General features: G+C 71.2%; 14 protein-coding genes. 6 read left to right on the forward strand and 8 right to left on the reverse strand.

The window, feature by feature from the left end; genetic code table 11:
* Nucleotides 1-63: 63 nt before the first annotated feature.
* From AQJ54_RS23900 to AQJ54_RS23910, 3 genes are all read left to right on the forward strand, one after another.
* Complete coding sequence (locus AQJ54_RS23900) at nucleotides 64-1,119, forward strand: NAD-dependent epimerase/dehydratase family protein (RefSeq protein WP_062240826.1); 1,056 nt, start codon at nucleotides 64-66, stop codon at nucleotides 1,117-1,119.
* A gap of 138 nt (nucleotides 1,120-1,257) precedes the next feature.
* Nucleotides 1,258-2,877 carry an NlpC/P60 family protein gene (locus tag AQJ54_RS23905; RefSeq protein ID WP_062240827.1) on the forward strand — a complete coding sequence of 540 codons (1,620 nt, stop codon included), beginning with the start codon at nucleotides 1,258-1,260 and terminating at the stop codon, nucleotides 2,875-2,877.
* A 203-nt stretch (nucleotides 2,878-3,080) separates the two neighbouring features.
* Nucleotides 3,081-3,851 carry a response regulator transcription factor gene (locus AQJ54_RS23910; protein WP_062240829.1) on the forward strand — a complete coding sequence of 257 codons (771 nt, stop codon included), beginning with the start codon at nucleotides 3,081-3,083 and terminating at the stop codon, nucleotides 3,849-3,851.
* On the opposite strand, the gene AQJ54_RS23915 is transcribed toward AQJ54_RS23910, so the two are convergent.
* The 7 genes from AQJ54_RS23915 to AQJ54_RS23945 all read right to left on the reverse strand — a co-directional run bounded on the left by AQJ54_RS23915 (nucleotide 3,820) and on the right by AQJ54_RS23945 (nucleotide 15,664).
* Nucleotides 3,820-5,373: an MFS transporter gene (locus AQJ54_RS23915; protein WP_248845426.1), complete on the reverse strand. Its 1,554-nt coding sequence runs from the start codon at nucleotides 5,371-5,373 to the stop codon at nucleotides 3,820-3,822. The genes AQJ54_RS23910 and AQJ54_RS23915 overlap by 32 nt on opposite strands.
* Nucleotides 5,374-5,408: 35 nt before the next feature.
* Entirely contained in the window at nucleotides 5,409-6,854 is a 1,446-nt protein-coding gene (locus AQJ54_RS23920; RefSeq protein ID WP_062240831.1) for an alpha-amylase family protein, read from the reverse strand.
* Entirely contained in the window at nucleotides 6,851-9,535 is a 2,685-nt protein-coding gene (locus AQJ54_RS23925; protein ID WP_062240833.1) for an MGH1-like glycoside hydrolase domain-containing protein, read from the reverse strand. The genes AQJ54_RS23920 and AQJ54_RS23925 overlap by 4 nt, the downstream gene beginning before the upstream one ends.
* Nucleotides 9,536-9,647: 112 nt before the next feature.
* Complete coding sequence (locus AQJ54_RS23930; RefSeq protein ID WP_062240835.1) at nucleotides 9,648-13,022, reverse strand: pyruvate carboxylase; 3,375 nt, start codon at nucleotides 13,020-13,022, stop codon at nucleotides 9,648-9,650.
* A 124-nt stretch (nucleotides 13,023-13,146) separates the two neighbouring features.
* Nucleotides 13,147-13,935 carry a DUF427 domain-containing protein gene (locus AQJ54_RS23935; protein ID WP_062240837.1) on the reverse strand — a complete coding sequence of 263 codons (789 nt, stop codon included), beginning with the start codon at nucleotides 13,933-13,935 and terminating at the stop codon, nucleotides 13,147-13,149.
* A 14-nt stretch (nucleotides 13,936-13,949) separates the two neighbouring features.
* Complete coding sequence (locus tag AQJ54_RS23940) at nucleotides 13,950-15,146, reverse strand: cysteine desulfurase-like protein (protein ID WP_062240839.1); 1,197 nt, start codon at nucleotides 15,144-15,146, stop codon at nucleotides 13,950-13,952.
* A 107-nt stretch (nucleotides 15,147-15,253) separates the two neighbouring features.
* Complete coding sequence (locus tag AQJ54_RS23945) at nucleotides 15,254-15,664, reverse strand: MerR family transcriptional regulator (protein ID WP_062026618.1); 411 nt, start codon at nucleotides 15,662-15,664, stop codon at nucleotides 15,254-15,256.
* A gap of 99 nt (nucleotides 15,665-15,763) precedes the next feature.
* On the opposite strand from AQJ54_RS23945, the gene AQJ54_RS23950 reads away from it, so the two are divergent.
* The 3 genes from AQJ54_RS23950 (at nucleotide 15,764) to AQJ54_RS23960 (ending at nucleotide 18,959) form a co-directional block, all read left to right on the forward strand.
* On the forward strand, nucleotides 15,764-16,837 hold the full coding sequence (locus tag AQJ54_RS23950; protein WP_062240841.1) for an alkene reductase: 1,074 nt from the start codon (nucleotides 15,764-15,766) through the stop codon (nucleotides 16,835-16,837).
* Nucleotides 16,838-16,911: 74 nt separating this feature from the next.
* Nucleotides 16,912-18,171, forward strand: a complete 1,260-nt coding sequence (locus AQJ54_RS23955) for a glycosyltransferase family 4 protein (protein ID WP_062240843.1) — start codon at nucleotides 16,912-16,914, stop codon at nucleotides 18,169-18,171.
* Nucleotides 18,168-18,959 carry a hypothetical protein gene (locus AQJ54_RS23960; protein WP_062240845.1) on the forward strand — a complete coding sequence of 264 codons (792 nt, stop codon included), beginning with the start codon at nucleotides 18,168-18,170 and terminating at the stop codon, nucleotides 18,957-18,959. The genes AQJ54_RS23955 and AQJ54_RS23960 overlap by 4 nt, the downstream gene beginning before the upstream one ends.
* Nucleotides 18,960-18,978: 19 nt before the next feature.
* Here AQJ54_RS23960 and AQJ54_RS23965 read toward each other — a convergent pair whose 3' ends face one another.
* On the reverse strand, nucleotides 18,979-20,295 hold the full coding sequence (locus AQJ54_RS23965; protein ID WP_062240847.1) for a cytochrome P450: 1,317 nt from the start codon (nucleotides 20,293-20,295) through the stop codon (nucleotides 18,979-18,981).
* Nucleotides 20,296-20,448 lie beyond the last annotated feature (153 nt).

Genomic DNA, 20,448 nt, shown 5'->3' on the forward strand with positions numbered 1-20,448 from the left:
GACCGCCTGCCGCGGAAGATCCGCCGGTGCTTCAATGTCATCCCCGGGCGGAGGAGCGGCGGCATGGGTGCGGAGTCGGGCAGGGTCCTGGTGACCGGCGGCAGCGGTTTCGTCGGCAGTCATCTGGTACGGCGTCTGCTGGAGCGCGGCTACGAGGTGCACGCCACCGTGCGCAGCCTCGCGAACCCGGCGAAGGTACGGCCGTTGCGGGACATGCAGGACGAATTCCCCGGCGCACTCAGCCTGTTCGAGGCGGACCTCCTCCAAGAGGGTTCCTTCGACGAGGCCATGGCCGGCTGCCGGGTGGTCTTCCACGTCGCCTCACCCTTCTTCATGCCGGAGAAGATCAAGGACGGCCGCAAGGACATGGTCGACCCGGCCCTGACCGGCACCCGCAACGTCCTGGCCGGCATCGAGCGGACGCCGTCCGTGGAGCGGCTGGTGTTCACCTCCACGGTCGGCGCGATCTTCGGCGACTACTCCGACGTGCGGGACATGGAGGGGCGGATCCTGTCGGAGCGGTACTTCAACACCAGCAGCACGGTGGAGAACAACCCGTACCACTACGCCAAGACCGTTGCCGAGCGCGCCGCGTGGGACGCGGAGGCCGCGCAGAGCCGCTGGCGGATGGTCTCCGTCAACCCCGGCCTGATCCTGGGCCCCTCCCTCACCCCCGCCTCCGAGTCCGGCAGCCTCTTCCTCCTGGAGGAGCTGTTCAAGGGCTACTTCTTCTACGGCGCCCCGGACTTCAGCTTCACCACGGTCGACGTCCGTGACGTGGCCGACGCGCACATCGCGGCCGCCGAGAAGCCCGACGCGAAGGGCCGTTACATCCTGGCCGCCCGGACCATGACGTCGTTCCACGAGATGTCCCGCGTCATCCGCACCCGGTACCCCCGTGACCTGCGCCTTCCGCGGACCGCGCTCCCGCACTGGCCGGTGCGGATCCTGGGCCCCGCGTTCGGGCTCACCCAGGACTACATCCGCAAGCATCTCGGCATCCGCTTCGAGGTGGACAACAGCCGCAGCGTGACCGAACTCGGCCTCGTCTACCGGCCGGTGGAGGAGACGGTTCTCGACCAATACGAGGCCTGGCGCCGACAGCGCGTCCGACGCTGACCCCCTCACCTGCGGGAACGGGCGCACGCGACGAAGGTCACAGTTACATCTCGCCCTTTTCACACTTCAATCTTCACGTGAGCCTCACAAGTTGGTTAGGTTTACGTCGAACAGCACGACGGAAGGGGCACATCTTTCATGGCGCCGGATCGAACTTCGCGCAATGGAGGGTTCAGCCTCCCGGCCAAGCGCAACTCCGCACTCGCGACGGCCGCGATGGCCTCCGCGGCCCTTCTCTCCCAGACCGGGAACGCCGCGGCCGACGAGGCGCCGAGCCGCGACGAGGTGGACCGGCGGATCACCAACCTCTACGACCGCGCGGAGACGGACTCCGGCACCTACAACGCCACCCGCGCGGCTGCGACCAGGGCGTCGAGCACCCGCGGCCGTACCCCTTCGACCAGCGGCGGGAGCCGCAGGTCCGGGAGCGAGCCCGGTCTCGAAGCCCTCGCCAAGCAGTGGTACGGCGTGGGCCGCGCGAAGCTGGGTCCGTTCGTCGAGGCGACCCTGCCGGGCGACCGGCTGCCCGCCCCCGCCGCCGAGACGCGTCGTCAGCGTCCCGCGGAGGCCCCCGCGGCACGCGCGCCGAAGCCGGCCGAACAGGCCGTGCCCGAGCTGACCGCCAAGCCGATGCTCGCCCTTCCGCCCGCGCCGGAACAGCCCCCCGTGTGGACACCGGACCCGGCGTCGCAGCCGCTCACCGGCACCGGTGAGATACCCACCGTGAGCGCCCCGCAACTCGAGACCGGGTTCCCGGAGTACAGCACGCAGGCCGGCAACGGCCTCGCCGAGTACGGCACACAAACCGGCCCGGCCCTCCCGGGGTACGGGACGCAGGGCGGCGGTCAACTCCCACAACTCCCCACCGGGACACCGGAGTACGCCACGCAGGTCGCCACGGGTCTGCCAGAGTACGCCGGGCAGCTCAGCACCGGGCTCCCCGAGTACACCGGGCAACTCACCACGGGCCTGCCGGAGTACCCGGCACAGCCATCCGCCACGGGATACCCGGAGCCGACGGGTCAGTTCAGCACGGGTCAGTTCAGCACCGCACTCTCTGGTGACACCGGCCAGTTCAGCACCGCCCTCCCCGGTGACACCGGTCAGTTCAGCACCGCGATCCCTAACGGCACCGGACAGTTCACCGCCCCGCTCCCCGACAGCACAGGCCAGTTCAGCACCACGATCCCGAACGGCACCGGCCAGTTCGCCGCCCCGCTCCCGGGTTACGCCCCTCAGCCCACCCCGCTCGCCGACTACTCCACCGACCTCGGCACCTCGCTCACCGCGGTCGCGCCGGCTCCCGGCATCCCCTCCCCCCGCTCCCCCGAACCGCAGTGGCAGGCCCCGGCGCAGAGTGCCGCCCCCGCCTCGCTCCCGACCGCGGACCCCGGTTACGACTCGAAGGTCATCCAGGTGCTCGCCTTCGCCCGGTCCCAGATCGGCAAGCCCTGCGTCTGGGGTGCGGCGGGCCCGGGGTCGTACGACAACGCCGGTCTCACGCAGGCCGCCTGGAAGGTCGCCGGGGTCTCCCTGCCGCGTACCTCCCTCGGCCAGGCGAGCACCGGCACGGCGGTCCCGCTGTACGCGATGCAACCCGGTGACCTGGTCTTCTTCCACGACGACTTCAGCCACGTGGGCCTGTGCACCGGCAACGGCATGATGATCCACGCGCCCGGCCCCGGGGCCTCGATCCGCGAGGAGTCGATCTACCCGACCGGCGAGTCGATCATCCGGAGCGCGATCCGCCCCGCCTGACCTGCCCCTGCCCCTGCCGTGAGGCGTGGCGCGGGCCGCCGGTCCCCGGTGCCGGCGGCCCGCACGAAAAAGGAGAGACTCAGGCATCCCCACCCGTGCCCGGTCTCCCCCGCTGCGGCGCCGTAGCGTCGATGTGCTGGAGTTATGTCGACAACATCGATGTTGCTCGGATGAAGTGTGGGTCAGCGAGGTACGGGGCCGGTATGGGTACAACTGCGTATGAGCGGGTGCTGTCGGTCGCCGTGGCCGCGCTCCACGAACGCGACCCGGAGCAGCTGTGGCCGCTGCTGGCGGCGGATCTGCCGGCCCTGTGCGGTGGCGACGCGCTGATCTACAAGCTGGACGACTGGAACGAGAGCGAGGGCACCCTCGGTCTGTCTCCCGCTGCCACCGCCGAGTTCACCGTGCTCGGGGACGAGGAGACGGGTCTGCTGCGCGCGGGGTACCCCCTGGCCGCGCACTACGCGGGCCGGGTGGACCGGACGCCGGTGAGTGCCGGCCGGGTGGCCGGCCGTGCCTGGCCGGGGAGCCCGACCGCGCGGCTGCTCGACCGTCTCCTGGACGTCGATCACGTGCTGGGGATCCCCCTGCCCGGCTCGACCACCCCGATCACGGGGTGTCTGGTGTACCGCTCGGGCCGGGACTTCAGCGACGACGAGCTGCGGCTGGCCGAGCAGTTGCAGCCGCTGCTGGCGGCCGTGGAGCAGCAGCGGCAGTTGCTGCGGCGGCTCGACGCGTCGTCCGGGCAGGCCGCGGACCTGGCGCTCACGCCCCGGGAGACGACCGTCCTGGTCCTGCTCGGCGACGCGCTCACCGCCCTGTCGATAGGCCGCAGGCTCGGGATATCGGAGCGTACGGTCCACAAGCACATCGCGAACATCTACCGCAAGCTCGGCACCCACGACCGCGTGAGCACGGTCCTGCACGCGCAGCGGCTGGGGCTCATCCCTGCGGCATCGGCGGCCCGCCCTTGAGGCGTTCCAGGTCGGAGGGGCGGACCTGGATGACCACGATCGCGATGAGCGCGGCGAGCACGGTGAAGATGGCGGCCATGACGAAGGCGGCCGAGGCTCCGGCCGTGAGGACCTCGTCGCCCCACCGGCCCGGGAGTTGCCCGGTGCGTTCGAAGATCCGGCGCTCGACCGGGGTGGCCTGCGCGAGGAAGCGGGGGATCTGCTTCTCCGCCTCGTTGGTGCTGGCGGTGCCGAACATCGTGACCAGGATGGACAGTCCCAGTGAACCTCCCACCTGCTGGGTGGCGTTGAGGAGGCCGGAGGCCGCGCCGGTCTCCTCGGTGGGGACGTTGGAGAGCGCCATCAGGGTCAGCGAGACGAACTCCATGCCCATGCCGAGGCTGAAGACGAGCATCGGTCCGAGGACGCTGCCCGCGTAGGTGGAGTCGACATCGGTGAGGGTCAGCCAGCCGAGGCCGATCGCGGCCAGGATGGCGCCGCCCACCATGAAGGGCTTGGGACCGTAGATGGGCAGGAACCGGGAGGCCAGTCCGGCGCCGACCGCGATGACCGCGCTGACCGGCAGGAACGCGAACCCCGTGGCCAGCGGGCTGAAGTTGAGGACGTTCTGGGTGAAGAGCGTCAGGAAGAAGAACATGCCGAAGATCGCCGCCGCGAGGCACAGCATGATGCCGTAGGTGCCCGCCCGGTTGCGGTCGGCGAACATGTGCAGCGGGGTGATGGGCTGCCGGGAACGCTTCTCGATCATCACGAACGCCACGAGCAGGACGACCGCCCCGGCGAACGAGCACAGGGTGAGCGTGTCCCGCCAGCCCTCCTGGGCGGCCCGGATGAAGCCGTACACCAGCAGCACCATCCCGGCGGTGGCGGTCAGCGCGCCGATGATGTCGAAGTTGCCGGGGTGGCGTTCGGACTCGCGGATCCAGCGGGGTGTGGCGAGCGCGATGAGCAGTCCGATGGGCACGTTGACGAAGAGCACCCACCGCCAGTTCAGCCACTCGACGAGGACGCCTCCGGCCAGCAGCCCGATGGCGCCGCCGCCCGCGGAGACCGCGGCGAAGACACCGAACGCCCGGTTGCGCTCGGGGCCTTCACGGAAGGTCGTGCTGATCAGCGCGAGCGAGGTCGGGGACGCGATGGCGCCGCCGACGCCCTGGAGGGCGCGTGCGGAGAGGAGTTGGCCCTCGTTCTGGGCGAGTCCGCCGAGCAGGGAGGCGAGCACGAACAGCAGCACGCCGAAGATGAACACCCGCCGTCTGCCGAGGATGTCGCCGGCCCGGCCGCCGAGCAGCAGCAGTCCGCCGAAGGTGAGGGTGTACGCGTTGACCACCCAGGCCAGGCTCGTCGTGGAGAAGTCCAGGGAGCGCTGGATGTCCGGGAGGGCGATGTTCACGATGGTGATGTCGAGGACCACCATCAGCTGGCAGGACGCGATGACCAGCAGCGCAATGGCGTTGCCACCGCCGCCGGAGTCCGGTGGGGTGGTCCGTGCTGCAGAACTGGCCTGCGGGTCGCTGCTCATGGTCTCCGTACGACCGTACGCCCGTGCTGGGGCCCTCACCACTCGAGGACGTGGCACCCCCAGGCCGGGAGGGACACGAACAGTCCGGAGTCGTTCAGTTCGTCTCCGTCACGGTCGTACACCGCCCCGTCGAGCAGGTCGGTCAGGCGGTGCGGCCGTCCGCGCAGGTCGTCCCACGGAAGGGGCAGCCGGGCCTGGGCGGGGCCGTCGGAGTCGTTGACCACGACCAGGTGACGGGCGTCGGTGCGGGTCCAGGTCCAGGCGAGGAGCCGGCGATGGGTGTCGTTGTCGGGCCAGCCCACGGGGGTCACGAGCCGCCATTCGCCCCGGCGCACGACGACGGCGGCGGTCAGCAGACGGCCGTAGAACGCGCGCAGCGGTTCGTCGACGGTCTCCTGCGGTCTGCGGCTCAGGAACACCGGTGGCCGCACCTTGCGGCCCTCGAACTGGCCCTCGTGCCAGAGCGTGGCGCCGGGCAGCGTGGCGACGGCCACGGCGGCCGCGCGTTCCCGGTCCCCGGGGACCACCGCGGCGACCCGGGGCTCGTCGTGGTTCTCCAGGAAGCGGACGAGACCGTGCTGGTAGGTGAGGTCCGCGCCGAGGTGGGCGCGGACGGAGTCGGCGTCCTGGTGCAGGAGGCGGTCGTAGAGGCGCTTGTCGTAGCAGTGGTCGAAGCCCTGCTTCTGGAGGGCCCCTTCGAGGTCCCAGTAGGCCTCCGCCACGAAGAGGAACCCGGGGTGGCGCTCCCGTACCCGGGGGATGACGTACGGCCAGAAGTCCTCGGCCGGGGCGGTGCCCGCACGGTCGCCCCAGGTCTTGCCGAAGACGTCGTTCATCAGCAGCATCGCCATGTCGCAGCGCACGCCGTCGGCCTGGTCGGCGATGGACGCCAGGGTCTCGACGGTCGCGGTCCGCAACTCCTCGCTGAACGCGTTGAGTTGGACCACGTCCGGCCATGGCGGGAAGTAGGGGTCGCGGCCGCGGGCACAGATCCCGCCGCCGGTCTCGATGAAGCCTCCCGGGTCCCGGGCGAGATCCTCCGCGCTGCCCCGGATCATGCAGTCGGGGCGTTCGGTGAGCCAGGGATGGTCGGGGGCGACGTGGTTGGGCACGTAGTCGAGGAGCAAACCCATTCCGCGGGCCGCCAGTCGGGCGCGGGCGGCGGCGAGGCCCTCGGGGCCGCCCAGCACCGGATCGACGACGTAGTTCCGTACGCAGTAGGGCGATCCGGCGATGTCCGCCTCGGTGACGTCGGGGAGGGCGTCACGGAAGGAGGCCGTCAGCCCCTCGTCCTGCAAGGCGATCCGCAGTCCCGCCGGGCTGCGCTCCCACACGCCCATCAGCCACACCGTGTCGACACCGGGAAGCACCAGGGAGTCCCAGACCTCCTCCGGCACCTCCCCGAGCGTGATGTCACGCCCGTACCGACGGCTCAACTCGCCGAGCCACACCAGGGTGTTGATCTCGTGGACGACCGTCATGACAGCGACTCCCGTCCGCCCCGTTGCCAGTCCTCCTCGCTGATGGCGTGGAAGAGGGTCGCGGTGGCCGCCACCAGGCCCGTCCAGCCGGTCTGGTGACTGGCGCCGAGGCCCGTGCCGTTGTCGCCGTGGAAGTACTCGTAGAAGAGGACCAGGTCCTTCCAGTGCGGGTCCTCGGCGAACACCGGCCGGCCGCCGTGCACCGGCCGGTGGCCGTCGGCGTCGGGCAGGAAGGTGGCGGTGAGCCGGTCGGAGATCTCGCGGGCGACCTCGTACAGGTTGAGCCGCCGTCCGGAGCCGGTCGGGCACTCCACGGTGAAGCCGGGGCCGTGGTGGGCGTGGAGGTTCAGCAGCGCGCGGATGAGGAGGATGTTCATCGGGAACCACACCGGGCCGCGCCAGTTGGAGTTCCCGCCGAACATCCCCGAGTCGGACTCGGCGGGCAGATACCCGACGCCGTAGCTCTGCCCGTGCACGTCGAAGGTGTACGGGTGTTTCGCGTGGTACCTGGACAGGGACCGGATGCCGTGCGGGCCGAGGAACTCGTCCTCGTCGAGCATGCGGGCCAGGATGCGGCGCAGCCGGTCCTCGCCGAACAGCGCGAAGAGGTAGCGGCCGTCGGTGTCGGGGTGGTCGGCTCCCTGCTGGGCGACGAAGGCCTCGACGGCCGGGTGCCGTCGGATGAAGTCCCGTGCTCCCTCGACCAGTTCGGGAAACGCCCGGTTGGCCCGGTCGCCGACGAGGCTGGTCGCCGCGAGCGGGATCAGACCGACCAGGGACCGCACCTTGAGGCGGGTGGCGCTGCCGTCGGGCAGCCGCAGGACGTCGTAGAAGAAGCCGTCCTCCTCGTCCCACAGGCTGGTGTTGTCCTGGCCGATGCGGTTCAGGGCGACGGCGATCCACGCGAAGTGCTCGAAGAGCATCTGTGCCTGCTCGACGTAGACCGGGTTGTCCACGGCGAGTTCGACGGCGATGTCGAGGAGGTTCTGGCAGTACAGGGCCATCCACGCGGTGCCGTCGGCCTGGTCGAGGCGGCCGCCGGTGGGCAGGGGCGCGCTGCGGTCGAAGACGCCGATGTTGTCGAGGCCGAGGAAGCCGCCCTGGAAGACGTTGTTGCCGTCGGCGTCCTTGCGGTTGAGCCACCAGGTGAAGTTCTTCGTCAGCTTCTGGAAGGCGTTCTCCAGGAAGGCGCGGTCGCCATGGCCGGTGCGGTGCTTCTCCAGTTCGTAGACGAAGAGGACCGCCCAGGCGTGCACGGGCGGGTTGACGTCCGAGAAGTTCCATTCGTACGCGGGGATCTGGCCGTTGGGGTGGAGGTAGAGGCGGCGCAGCAGCAGATCGAGCTGGGACTTGGCGAAGCCGATGTCGACCATGGACAGGGCGAGGGTGTGGAAGGCGAGGTCCCAGGCGGCGAACCAGGGGTACTCCCAGGTGTCCGGCATCGACATGATCTCGTCGTTGACCATGTGGTACCAGGCGCTGTTGCGGATTCGCGGGTCGGCGGCGAGCGGGTCCACGCCGTGCTCGGCGAGCCAGCGCTCGACATCGAGGTAGTAGTACTGCTTGCTCCACAGCATCCCGGCGAGGGCCTGGCGGACGAGTCGGCGCTCCTCCTCCCCCGTGGCGGGCGGGATGACGTCGGCGTAGAAGGTGTCGGCCTCGGTGCGACGCAAGGCGAGGACGTCGTCGAAACCGTCCCAGGGGTCGGTGAGTTCGGTGTCCGTCAGGCGCAGGCGGATCCGGGCGCTGTCTGCGGCGGGGATCGTCAGCACGTGGTGGACGGCGGCCTTGGTGCCGGTGCGCGCGGGGTTGACGGCGTCCGTCGCGCCGTGGACGACGTACCGGTCGATGCCGTCCTTCACGTACGGGGTGGTGTTCGGGCTGCCGAAGATGCGCTCGTTGTCGGTCTCGTTGTCGGTGAAGAGCGTCTCGCCGCCCTGGTGGTGGAGCCATCGCGTCCCGAGTTCCTCGTGGTCGGCGCGGATCGCCCCCTCGACGGCGCTCAGTGCCGGCACCGCCGTGCCGCCCGCCCAGGACCAGGTGTGCCGGAACCACAGGGTCGGCAGGAGGTGCAGGACGGCCTCGTCGGGGCCCCTGTTGTGGGCGGTGATCTCGATCAGGAGGTCGTCCGGTCCGGCTTTGGCGTACTCGACGAAGACGTCGAAGTAGCGGTTCTCGTCGAAGACACCGGTGTCGAGGAGTTCGTACTCGGCGTCCTCGCGGCCGCGCGCCCGGTTGCCGGCGACGAGGTCGCCGTAGGGGAACTCGCCCTGCGGGTACTTGTACAGGTACGTCATGGACGAGTGGGTGGGCGTGTTGTCGAGGTGGAACCAGTACTCCTTGACGTCCTCGCCGTGGTTGCCCTCCGCGTTGGTCAGGCCGAACATCCGCTCCTTGAGGAGGGGGTCGCGGCCGTTCCACAGGGCGAGCGCGAAGCACAGCCGCTGTTTGTCGTCGCTGACCCCGGCGATGCCGTCCTCGCCCCAGCGGTAGGCGCGGGAGCGGGCCTGGTCGTGGGTGAAGTACGACCAGGCGTCGCCGCCCGCGCTGTAGTCCTCGCGGACGGTGCCCCACTGCCGTTCGCTCAGGTAGGGCCCCCAGCGTCGCCAGGGGACCGTGCCCGCGTCCGCCTCGGCCAGTCGTCGGCGCTCGGCGTCGGGTGTGCCGCTTCCGTTCGTCATCCGCCGGTCCTCTCGCCGCCCGGGACATGTGACCAGACTTGGCCTCGGAGGAGCGGACCGCAATGGTGGTGAGCTGTACGGAAGCGGGTGTCACCGTTCCGGCCGAGGTGTGTCAGCCGATCTCGACCAGCAGGTCACCGCCTTCCACCTGCTGCACCTTGTTGATCGCGAGCCGGGACACCCGTCCCGCCTTCGACGCGGTGATCGTGGCCTCCATCTTCATCGCCTCGATCGTGGCCACGGTCGCCCCGGCCGCCACCTCGTCGCCCTCGGCGACCACGAGGGTGACCACGCCGGCGAAGGGGGCGGCGACATGGCCGGCGTTGGAGCGGTCGGCCTTCTCGGTGGTCGGGATGTCCGAGGAGGCGGCGACGTCGCGGATCTGGATGGGCCGCAGCTGGCCGTTCAGCGTGGACATCACCGTGCGCATGCCCCGCTCGTCGGCCTCGCCGACGGCCTCCAGGGCGATGAGGAGGCGGACGCCGGGCTCCAGGTCGACGGCGTACTCCTTGCCCGGGCGCAGGCCGTAGAAGAAGTCCTTGCTCTCCAGGAGGCTGGTGTCGCCGTAGGACTGGCGGTGGGTCTCGAACTCGCGGGTCGGGGCGGGGAACAGGAGCCGGTTGAGGGTCGAGCGGCGGTCCTTCTCCAGGCCCTCGCGGTCCTCGGCGGACAGTTCCTGGACGGGCTTGGCGTCGGCGCGGCCCTTCAGGGCCTTGGTGCGGAAGGGCTCGGGCCAGCCGCCGGGCGGGGTGCCGAGCTCGCCGCGCAGGAAGCCGATGACGGAGTCGGGGATGTCGAAGCGGTCCGGGGTCTCCTCGAACTCCTTGGGGTCGACCCCGGCGCCGACCAGGTGCAGGGCGAGGTCGCCGACCACCTTGGAGGAGGGGGTGACCTTCACCAGGTGGCCCAGGAGCCGGTCCGCGGCCGCGTACATCGCCTCGATGTCCTCGAAGCGGTCGCCGAGGCCGAGGGCGACGGCCTGGGTGCGCAGGTTGGAGAGCTGGCCGCCGGGGATCTCGTGGTCGTAGACGCGCCCGGTCGGGGAGGCGAGGCCCGCCTCGAAGGGGGCGTAGACGCGGCGCACGCTCTCCCAGTACGGCTCTATGTCGCCGACCGCGCGCAGGTCGAGGCCGGTGGGCCGGTCGGAGTGGTCGGTCGCGGCGACGATCGCGGAGAGGGAGGGCTGGGAGGTGGTGCCGGCCATGGAGGCGACGGCCCCGTCCACGGCGTCGGCGCCCGCCTGGATCGCGGCCAGATAGGTGGCGAGCTGGCCGCCCGCGGTGTCGTGGGTGTGGATGTGCACCGGCAGGTCGAACTCGCGGCGCAGCGCCGAGACCAGCTTGGCGGCGGCGGGGGCGCGCAGCAGGCCCGCCATGTCCTTGACGGCCAGGACGTGGGCGCCCGCGTCGACGATCTGCTCGGCGAGGCGCAGGTAGTAGTCGAGGGTGTAGAGGCGCTCGTTCGGGTCGGAAAGGTCCGAGGTGTAGCAGAGGGCGACCTCGGCGATCGAGGTGCCGGTGGCGCGGACGGCCTCGATGGCGGGGCGCATCTGGCTGACGTCGTTGAGGGCGTCGAAGATGCGGAAGATGTCGATGCCGGTCTCGGCCGCCTCCTGCACGAAGGCGTCGGTCACCTCGGTCGGGTACGGGGTGTAGCCGACGGTGTTGCGGCCGCGCAGCAGCATCTGGAGGCAAATGTTGGGGACGGCCTCGCGCAGGGCGGCGAGCCGGTCCCAGGGGTCCTCGGCGAGGAAGCGCAGGGCGACGTCGTAGGTGGCGCCGCCCCAGCACTCCAGGGACAGCAGCTGGGGCAGGGTGCGGGCGACGGCCGGGGCGACGGCGAGCATGTCCTTGGTGCGCACGCGGGTGGCGAGCAGGGACTGGTGGGCGTCACGGAAGGTGGTGTCGGTGACGCCGATGGTCGGGGACTCGCGCAGCCAGCGGGCGAAGCCCTCGGGTCCGAGCTCGGTGAGCTTCTGCTTGGAGCCCGCGGGCGGCTCGATGTCCGGTGTCGTCGGCAGCTTGGAGACGGGGTCGATCAGCTCGGGCCGCTCGCCGTGCGGCTTGTTGACCGTCACGTCGGCGAGGTAGGTGAGCAACTTGGTGCCGCGGTCCGCGGAGTGACGGGCCGTCAGCAGATGCGGGCGCTGCTCGATGAACGACGTGGTGACGTTGCCCGCCTGGAAGTCCGGGTCGTCAAGGACCGCTTGCAGGAAGGGGATGTTGGTGGCCACCCCGCGGATGCGGAACTCGGCGACGGCTCGCCGGGCCCGGTTGACCGCGGTGGTGAAGTCCCGTCCCCGGCAGGAGAGTTTGACCAGCATGGAGTCGAAGTGGGCGCTGATCTCCGTACCGGCGTGGGTGGTTCCGCCGTCGAGGCGGATGCCGGAGCCGCCGGGTGAGCGGTAGGCGCTGATGCGGCCGGTGTCGGGGCGGAAGCCGTTGGCGGGGTCCTCGGTGGTGATACGGCACTGGAGGGCGGCGCCGTGCAGCCGGATCGTCTCCTGGGAGAGGCCGAGGTCGGCGAGGGTGGCGCCGGCCGCGATCCGGAGCTGGGCCTGGACGAGGTCGACGTCGGTGACCTCCTCGGTGACCGTGTGCTCGACCTGGATGCGCGGGTTCATCTCGATGAAGACGTGGTTGCCGTCCCGGTCGAGGAGGAACTCGACGGTGCCCGCGTTGCGGTAGCCGATCTCGCGGGCGAAGCGGACGGCGTCGGCGCAGATGCGGTCGCGCAGCCCGGGGTCGAGGTTGGGCGCGGGGGCCAGCTCGATGACCTTCTGGTGGCGGCGCTGGACCGAGCAGTCGCGCTCGTAGAGGTGGATGACGTTGCCCTGGCCGTCGGCGAGGATCTGCACCTCGATGTGGCGGGGCTCGACGACGGCCTTCTCCAGGAAGACGGTCGAGTCGCCGAAGGCGGAGGCGGCCTCGCGGGCGGCCGCCTCGATGGACTCCCGCAGCTGCGCAGGGTCCTCGACGCGGCGCATACCGCGTCCGCCCCCGCCCGCGACGGCCTTCACGAAGACGGGGAAGCCGATGTCGTCGGCGGCCCGGACCAGCTCGTCCACGTCGTCCGAGGGCGCCGAGGAGCCCAGGACCGGCACTCCCGCGGCGCGGGCGGCGGCGACCGCGCGGGCCTTGTTGCCGGTCAGCTCCAGGATGTCGGCGCTGGGGCCGACGAAGGTGATGTCGGCCTCCTCGCAGGCCCGCGCGAGCTCCGGGTTCTCGGAGAGGAAGCCGTAGCCGGGGTAGACGGCGTCGGCGCCGGCCTGGCGGGCGGCGCGGATGATCTCCTCGACGGAGAGGTAGGCCCGCACGGGATGGCCCGGTTCGCCGATCTCGTAGGCCTCGTCGGCTTTGAGTCGGTGCAGTGAGTTGCGGTCCTCGTGGGGGAAGACGGCGACCGTCCTCGCGCCCACCTCATAACCCGCGCGAAACGCGCGAATCGCGATCTCACCACGGTTGGCGACCAGTACCTTGCGGAGCATTCCCGATCCCTTCGGCCTGCCGGTGACGCCCCCATGGTGTCGGCAAAGACCGCCCGTGGCCATGAGAGTCAGGTCACGTGTCGCAGGCCGTTTGGGGACGGCACCGGCGGTCACCAGGTCATGATCACTTCACGGTGCCGGTGAAGAAGGTGACCGGCCGCTCCTGGCGCTCTCCGTCCACGGTGATGTCGACGGCCTCGTTGTAGAAGGCGAGCATCCCCTTGATCACTCCGACGGCGGGGAGCGGGTCCGGGTAGCTCCAGACGATGTTGGCGTGGCCGCCGGTGGACCAGTACTCGGCGGTGCCCTTGTAGGGGCACTGGCTGTGGTGGTCGGTGGCTTCGAGCAGGTCGAGGCGGACGTCCTCGCGCGGGATGTAGTAGCGCGTGGGCAGGCCGGTCTCGAAGAGGAGCACGGGCCGGTGGGTGTCGGCGACGACCGTGCCGTCGACCTCCACCCGGACATGGCGGCTGCTGGGCATGGCGTCCACGCGTTTGTGCGGGTCACGGGGGTGGACGAAGATCTCTTCCTCCTCCTCGTACCAGTGGTCGAGGCCGGTCCCCCAGCGGCGGAACCAGGCGAAGGCGATGTGGCCGGCGAGGTCGGCGGCGGGGAAGGTCCAGGCGGCGTTCTCCACGGTCTCGCCGTCGACTTCGAGGTCGTAGAAGATCTGTGATCCGGTGTGGCTCCCGGTCCGCGGGTTCTTCGCGGGCCGCAGCAGGTCCTCCCGGACGTCGGCGCGCGGGAAGGCGTAGAGCGGGACGGGGACGTCGGGTTCCCAGACGAGGACGGGATGCCGGCTGTCGACGACCGTGACGTCCCCCTTTCGGCCGCGCACCCAGCGCTCGCTGGGCTCCCAGAGCAGGCCCTCCGGTGTGGTCCGTACGTTGCGTGCGGTGGGGAAGGTGGTCATGGGTGGTTCTCCCTTCACCTCTCCAGGAAGTCGGTCAGCCCGGTCAGGAGCCGGTCGACGTCCTCCGTGTCGTTGTAGGGGGCGAGGCCCACGCGCAGGCCGCCGGTGTCGCCGAGGCCGAGGTGACGCGAGGCCTCGACGGCGTAGAACGAGCCGAGGGGGGCCTGGACACCGCGCTCGGCGAGGAAGCCGTAGGCGTCGGCCGTGTCGTGGTGGTCGAAGGTCAGGAGCAGGGTGGGGGTGCGGTCTGCGGCCCTGGAGTGGACGGTGATCCCGTCGAGCGCGGCCAGCCCCTTGTCGATCCGGGTGCGCAGGACGTGTTCGTGGGCTTCGAGTGCCGCGTACCCGGCGGCCAGCCGCTCGCGGCGGGTGCCGGTGGCGTCCGGGTCCAGCCGGTCGGCGAGGAAGTCGACCGCGGCGGTCGTCCCGGCGAGGAACTCGTAGGGCAGCGTGCCCAGTTCGAAGCGCTCGGGGACGGCGTCGGTGGAGGGCAGCAGCTTGTCCGGGCGCAGGGTCTCCAGCAACTCCGGGCGGGCGGCGAGGACTCCGTGGTGGGGGCCGAGGAACTTGTACGGGGAGCAGACGTGGAAGTCGGCGCCCGACTCCTCCAGGTCGACGAGGGAGTGGGCGGTGTGGTGGACGCCGTCGACGTACAGGAGTGCGCCTGCTTCGTGCACCGCCTGTGCGATGGCGGGGATGTCGGGGCGGGTGCCGATCAGGTTGGAGGCCGCGGTGACGGCGACGAGCCGGGTGCGATCGGACAGTACGGCCCGGATGGCGTCGACCGTCAACTCCCCTGTTGCGGGGTCGAAATCGGCCCAGCGGACGGTGGCGCCCGACTGTGTCCACGGCCGGATGTTGGCGTCGTGGTCGAGGCGGGTGACGACCACCTCGTCGCCGGGCGACCAGGTCTTGGCAAGGGTGCGCGAGAACTCGTAGGTGAGCTGGGTGGCGCTGCGGCCGAAGACGATCCCCGACGGGTCCGCGCCGAGGAGGTCCGCCATGGCCCGCCGCGCCCCGGTGACGATGGCCTCGGCGTTGCGCTCCCCCAGCGTGATGCGCCCCCGGTTCGACAGGGGCTGCGCCAGCGCGTCCGCGATGGCCCGGATGACGGGCGTGGGGGTCTGGGTGCCGCCGGGCCCGTCGAAGTGGGCGGTCCCTGCGGCCAGGGCCGGGAAGTGGGAGCGGAGGGCGGCGATGTCGTACGTCACGGGGGGCTCCTTGATCCGACCGGTTCCGTCACTCCCAGCGTGTCACGCGTCCGGGGGGATGCACGGTGGTCCCCGCATGTCCCGCATCCTCGGGGACTCGGGTGGTCTCAGCGTGTCACGCACTCCGCGGGGTCTGGTCTCACGGCCGTCACCCCCGCCCGCAGCCTCTCCCGGTGGGCCCGGTTCGTGGCCATCAGGGTGTCCAGGGCGTCGCGGGTGCGGATCAGTTCGGCTATGTGGTCGGTGAGGCGGTCGCGTTCCTCGGCCATCCGCTCCAGCGCCGCGTCGGCGGTCTCCTCGCTGGGCGAGTCGATGCACGGCAGCAGTTCGATGATCGTGCGGCTGGACAGTCCGGCGGCGTACATGCGCTGAAGGAAGAGGACACGCTCGACAGCCTGCTCCATGTAGTGCCGTTGTCCGCTCGTGCTGCGCGTGCTGATGAGCAGTCCCTGCTCCTCGTAGTAGCGCAGAGCTCGGACACTGACCCCGGTCCGCGCCGCCAACTCGCCGATGCGCATGTGTTCCTCCAGGAAGGACTTGACCCTCACGTCGACGTCAGGTTTTAGCGTAACCGCGTGCCCGGACACGGGGACGACGGATCATGAAGGAGACATGACGTGACGACGCTTTTCACCGGATTCGAGCTCGGCGGTCTGCGGCTGCCCAACCGGGTGGTCATGGCCCCGATGTCGCGGGTGCGGGCCGCCGAGGGCGGTCTGGCGACGCCCTCCATGGCGCGTTACTACGCCCAGCGCGCCTCCGCCGGGCTGATCGTCAGCGAGGGTGTGCAGCCGAGCCTGATCGGGCAGTCCAATCCGGGCACTCCGGGGCTGCACACCGATGAGCAGGTCGCCTCGTGGCGGCAGGTGACGGAGGCCGTGCACACCAACGGGGGCCGGATCTTCGCCCAGATCATGCACGGCGGGCGGGTCTCGCACCCGGACACCACCGGACTGCGGCCCGTCGGCCCCTCGGCCGTCCCGGCCACCGGAGAGCTGTTCACCCCCACGGGACGGCAGACCCCGCCGGTGCCGCGGGCGCTGCGCACGGACGAGGTGCCCGAGCACGCCGGGTCGTACGCCGAGGCTGCCCGCCGCGCCGTGGACGCCGGGTTCGACGGGGTGGAACTGCACGGCGCCAACGGCTACTTGATCTCGCAGTTCCTCTCCACCAACGCCAATCTGCGCACCGACCGCTACGGCGGTTCGGTGGCGGGCCGGATCCGGTTCGCGGTGGAGGCGGCCGCCGCGACCGTGGACGCCGTGGGCGCGCACCGGACCGGCATCCGGCTCTCCCCCGGCGGCACCTTCTGGGGAGTCGAGGAGACGGACGTCCCCGAGCTGTACACCGCTCTCCTGGCCGAGCTGTCCCGACTCGGCCTGGCCTACGTCCACTTGGAGGCCACCGCCCCCGAGGAGACACTCGTCGCCCTGCGCCGGGCGTGGCCGGGAGCCCTCGTCATGAACCCGGTGCTGCCGCTGGGCGCCAAGCAGACCGGCCGCAGCGAGGCCGACCACTGGCTCGGGCTCGGCGCCGATCTCATCAGCTTCGGCCGAGCGTTCATCGCCAACCCGGACCTGGTCGAACGGCTGCGCACCGGGCTGCCGCTCGCCCCCGCGGACGAGACCACGTACTTCGAGGGCGGCGACAACGGCTATCTCACTTATCCCGCATACCAGTACACGGCGTGACGCCAAGGCGGCGAGGGCACCACGAAAGGGTAACGAAGGTCAACCAGAGGCAATGTGACGTGGTCTAGCCCGGCATGAAGATCTCTTTCCTGCTGCACAACGCCTACGGGATCGGAGGCACGATCACCACCACGTTCAATCTGGCCCAGACCCTGGCCCGACGGCACGAGGTGGAGATCATCTCGGTGCTGCGGCACCGGGAGCTCCCCACCTTCGTGCTGGACCCCCGGGTCTCGCTGCGGTCCCTGGTCGACCTCAGAGAGGACAAGGAGCACCCTTCGCACCTGAGACCGGCGCGGGTGTTCCCGCGCTCCGAGTACCGGTACGGCCAGTACAGCGAGTTGACGGACCAGCGCATAGCCGAGGCCCTGGCCACGACCGACGCGGACGCGGTGATCGGCACCCGGCCCGGGCTCAACGTGCATCTCGCGCGCGAGGCGCCCGGCCATGTCGCCCGGGTGGGACAGGAGCACCTCACCCTGGACAAGCACTCGCCCCGGCTGCGCACCGCGCTGCGCCGGGCCTATCGCGGGCTCGACGTGCTCACCACGGTGACCGAGGCGGACGCGGCCTCCTACCGGCGCCGGATGCGGCTGCCCGGCGTACGGGTGGAGGCGCTGCCGAACAGCGTGCCGGATCCGGTGCTCCCGCCCGCGGACGGTTCCGCGAAGGTGGTCGTCGCGGCCGGGCGACTGGTCGGGCTGAAGCGGTACGACCTGCTCGTGGAGGCCTTCGCCGCGGTCGCCGCGAAGCATCCGGACTGGCAGCTGCGCATCTACGGCAAGGGGGAGGAACAGGACCGGCTGCGCCGGCTGATAACCGACCTCAGGCTGTGGAACAACGTCTTCCTGATGGGGCCCGCGGCCCCCATGGAGGCCGAGTGGGTCAAGGGCTCGATCGGGGCGGCCACCTCCGACTTCGAACCCTTCGGCATGACCATCGTCGAGGCGATGCGCTGCGGGCTGCCCGTGGTGAGCACCGACTGCCCCCACGGTCCGGCCGAGATCATCGCGGACGGCGTCGACGGGCGGCTGGTGCCGGTCGGGGACCGGGACGCGCTGGCCGCGGCCCTGCTGGAGCTGGTCGGGGACGACGAACTGCGCCGCCGGATGAGCAGGGCCGCGCTGGAGAACGCGCGGCGGTTCGCTCCGGAGCCCGTCGTGGAGCAGGCCGAGGGCCTCATCGCGGAGGCGGTCGCGGCACGCCGGGCGGGACGGCCCGTGGTGCGGGGTGGCCAGGGCGCGGCCCTGTCGGCCCGGGGTTCCGCCGCCAGGGACACCGCGCTGGCCGCGGCGAGCGGCGCACTGCGCCTCGTACGGAAGGGACGGTCATGACCACACCACGCGCGGGGTGCGCGGTCGACGCGGACGGCAGGATCACCTTCGAGGTGCCTGGGGCAGGGGGCCTGCGGTTGCTGCTGCGGCTGCGTCCGAAGAAGGGGCAGCCCGAGGAGGACCTGCACGTCCTGGACCTGCTCGCCCCGGACTCGGCCGACGAGGGGCGCGCGCAGGCCGTGCTGGGTGCCGATCCGGTGCTTGCGGAGGGGCGCTGGGACGTGTACCTGCTCCAGGGCACCGAGCGGACACGGCTGCGCCCGGGACCGCGCGATCTGCGCGCCCTGATGGACGGGCAACTGCGGGAGCGGCGGGGGCCGTTGGCCGTGCGGGTCCCCTATGCCACCAAGGACGGCTTCCTCGCGGTGCGGACCTGGCTGCGGCCCGCGCACGCTGAGGTCGGGCCCGTCGACGTCACGGACCGGACGCTGACGATCGCGGCCCGGCTGCACGGCTCCCCGCTCGCCGAGGGCGCCCGTGTGGAGCTGCGGCTGCGCCGGGACAACGACGTCACACGCACGCTGGAGCCCCAGGTCCGGGCGGACGGCCACGCCTTCTCGTACACCGTCGACGACACGCTGGACCTGGACCGGGATCCGGGCATCTGGGACATGTTCCTACGGCCCGCTCCCGGGGCTGCGCCGATCCGGCTCGCCCGGCTGCTGGACGACGTGGCGGACCGCAAGGAGGTCTTCGTCTACCCGGGTGCCGTGGTCGGGGGCGCGGTCGTGCGGCCGTACTACACGGTCGACAACGACCTGTCCCTGGAGGTGAAGCGGGCCGGGTGAGACGCCTGGCGGGCCCGGTTCAGCCCCAACGCACGTGCAGGGCTGGCGGTTTGCGGAACACCAGGCCCTGCGGGGCGGTGGGGCGGGCCGGGTCGAGGCGGAGGGCCGGGAGGCGGTCGAGCAGATGCCGTAGGGCGATTTTCGTCTCCAGGCGGGCCAGATGGGCGGCGAGGCAGTAGTGCGGGCCGTGCGCGAAGGCCAATTGGAGACGGGAGTTGTCGCGGCGCACGTCGAAGCGGTCGGGGTCCGGGAAGACCGCGGGGTCACGGTTGGCGCCGGCCAGGGAGACGGTGACGAGGTCGCCCTTGCGGATCGGCGCCCCGCCGAGGGTGGTGTCGCGGGTGGCATAGCGGTCGACGACGGCCGCGCCGGGCTCCAGGCGCAGGGACTCCTCGATCGCGCCGTCCAGGAGGGCGGAGTCGGCACGGACCAGGGCGAGTTGGTCGGGATGCCGGAGCAGGTGCAGCAGGGCGTTGGTGATCATCGCCTCGGTGGTCTCTATGCCGCCGAACATCAACACCGCGGCGTTGGAGGCCACTTCGGGCAGGGTCAGCCGGTCGGCGGCGGCGGTGAGGAGCGAGGTGGTGGGCAGTTCTGCTTCCGCGACGGCGCTGCCTTCTGCTTCCGCCTCGATGCCTTCCGCTTCCGCCGCGGTGTCTTCCTCCTCGGCCGCGGTGCCTTTCGTGACGGTGGCCCCTTTCGCGGCGGCGGCCCCTTTCGTGACGGTGGCCCCTTTCGCGGCGGCGGCCCCTTTCGCGACGGTGGTCTCGACCGCGGCCCGGAGGCGCGCGTACGCCTCGGGGCCCGCGGGGTCCGCCGCGTGGCCCGCCGTGAGGTCCGACACGGCCCGCACGATGGCGTCGTACCAGGAGAGGACCGTACCGGTGTCGGCGTCCACGAGGCCGAGCGCCTTGGTCACCACGGCCACGGCGAGCGGGCCGGCGAAGTCCCGGCGGAGGTCGGCGGCGCCGTGGGGTTCGAGTGCGGTGAGGAGGCGGTCGGTCTCCTCCTCGATGAACTCCGCGAATCCTTCCCGCACTTCACGCGGGCGGAAGGGCGCGGCGAACGGCTCGCGGTGGCGGGTGTGCTCGGCGCCGTCGAGGGAGAGCATGCTCGGTCCGACGACCTGCGCGGTGGTGAAGCGGGGGTCGTCGACGGTGAAGGTCTCGGCGTCCCGCATCACGTCGAGCGCGAGATCGCGGCGGGTCACCAGCCAGCCGTTGAGCGCGGGCAGCCAGGACACCGGCTCGTGCGCCCGCAGTTCGGCCAGGCGCGGGTGCGGGTCCCGGGCGAGTTCGGCCGGCGTGGTCGTCGCGCCGAGGGGGAATGCGATCACGGTGTCGAGGCTAGCAACCGGGCATCGGCGCCCGTCCGTCCGCGGCCGGGCGGTAAATGCCTGGCGGGGAGCGGACGCACGGGGTTACGCTCCCCGGCGATGACGACTCACACCTCTCAGAGATCGGAGGTCCCGTCCGCGCAAGGTGAGTGC

Origin of the sequence: Streptomyces griseorubiginosus, assembly GCF_001514195.1 — a bacterium.
In the GTDB taxonomy this organism is placed as follows: Bacteria; Actinomycetota; Actinomycetes; order Streptomycetales; family Streptomycetaceae; genus Streptomyces; species Streptomyces griseorubiginosus.

Excerpts from the sequence above, each read along its gene's own strand:
- AQJ54_RS23930 (WP_062240835.1), bottom strand. The coding sequence starts at position 13,022 with ATGCTCCGCAAGGTACTGGTCGCCAACCGTGGTGAGATCGCGATTCGC.
- AQJ54_RS23960 (WP_062240845.1), top strand. The coding sequence starts at position 18,168 with ATGACCACACCACGCGCGGGGTGCGCGGTCGACGCGGACGGCAGGATC.
- AQJ54_RS23945 (WP_062026618.1), bottom strand. The coding sequence starts at position 15,664 with ATGCGCATCGGCGAGTTGGCGGCGCGGACCGGGGTCAGTGTCCGAGCT.
- AQJ54_RS23910 (WP_062240829.1), top strand. The coding sequence starts at position 3,081 with ATGGGTACAACTGCGTATGAGCGGGTGCTGTCGGTCGCCGTGGCCGCG.
- AQJ54_RS23900 (WP_062240826.1), top strand. The coding sequence starts at position 64 with ATGGGTGCGGAGTCGGGCAGGGTCCTGGTGACCGGCGGCAGCGGTTTC.
- AQJ54_RS23905 (WP_062240827.1), top strand. The coding sequence starts at position 1,258 with ATGGCGCCGGATCGAACTTCGCGCAATGGAGGGTTCAGCCTCCCGGCC.
- AQJ54_RS23935 (WP_062240837.1), bottom strand. The coding sequence starts at position 13,935 with ATGACCACCTTCCCCACCGCACGCAACGTACGGACCACACCGGAGGGC.
- AQJ54_RS23925 (WP_062240833.1), bottom strand. The coding sequence starts at position 9,535 with ATGACGAACGGAAGCGGCACACCCGACGCCGAGCGCCGACGACTGGCC.
- AQJ54_RS23955 (WP_062240843.1), top strand. The coding sequence starts at position 16,912 with ATGAAGATCTCTTTCCTGCTGCACAACGCCTACGGGATCGGAGGCACG.
- AQJ54_RS23920 (WP_062240831.1), bottom strand. The coding sequence starts at position 6,854 with ATGACGGTCGTCCACGAGATCAACACCCTGGTGTGGCTCGGCGAGTTG.
- AQJ54_RS23915 (WP_248845426.1), bottom strand. The coding sequence starts at position 5,373 with ATGAGCAGCGACCCGCAGGCCAGTTCTGCAGCACGGACCACCCCACCG.